This window comes from Pseudomonas sp. Ant30-3 (genome assembly GCF_000690905.1).
In the GTDB taxonomy this organism is placed as follows: domain Bacteria; phylum Pseudomonadota; class Gammaproteobacteria; order Pseudomonadales; family Pseudomonadaceae; genus Aquipseudomonas.
Genome location: NZ_JMCL01000171.1, coordinates 1 through 751 on the forward strand (window position 1 = coordinate 1; position 751 = coordinate 751).

Genomic DNA, 751 nt, shown 5'->3' on the forward strand with positions numbered 1-751 from the left:
GCGGCCATACGGCGGCGCGCTTCGCCGGGGCGAAGCTGACGTCCATGTCGCGGCGCGTGACCATCAAGACCCTACTGGTCAATCAACGCAACGCCAGCCCGCAGTCGCTCGCCAAGCACCTGCGCTACATCGAGCGCGACGGCGCCGGCCGCGATGGCGAACCGGGCCGGGCCTACGGGCCGCAGATTGACGATGCCGACCTCGATGCCTTCAAGGAGCGGGCCGACGACGACCGGCACCATTTCCGCTTCATCGTCTCACCGGAAGACGGTGCCGAGCTTGAGGAGTTGCGCACCTACACCCGGCATCTGGTGAACCGGATGGAAGCCGACCTGGGGACGCGGCTGGATTGGGTGGCAGTCGATCACTGGAACACCGACAACCCGCACACCCACCTGATCGTGCGCGGGCGCGACGACACCGGCAAAGACCTCATCATCGCGGGCGACTACATCGCCCACGGCTTCCGCCATCGCGCCGCCGAACTGGCGACGGAATGGCTGGGGCCGCGCACCGAACTGGAGATTCAGCAGACCTTGCAGCGCGAGGTGGAACAGGAGCGGTGGACGAGCCTCGACCGCACATTGCAGCGTGAGGCCGGCGAGGATGGCCGGGTGCAGATCGAGCGCTTCAATGAGCCCCGCCTGCAACGCCAGCGGCTGCTGCTGATCGGCCGACTCCAACGCTTGCAGCGCCTGGGCCTGGCTGACGAGACGCAGCCCGGCACCTGGGCCGTGCATGCCGACGCGGA

General features: G+C 68.0%; 1 pseudogene. It reads left to right on the forward strand.

Annotated elements, in window-relative coordinates:
* Positions 1-751: pseudogene (locus tag DU29_RS0127985) on the forward strand (type VI secretion protein); the annotation flags it as partial.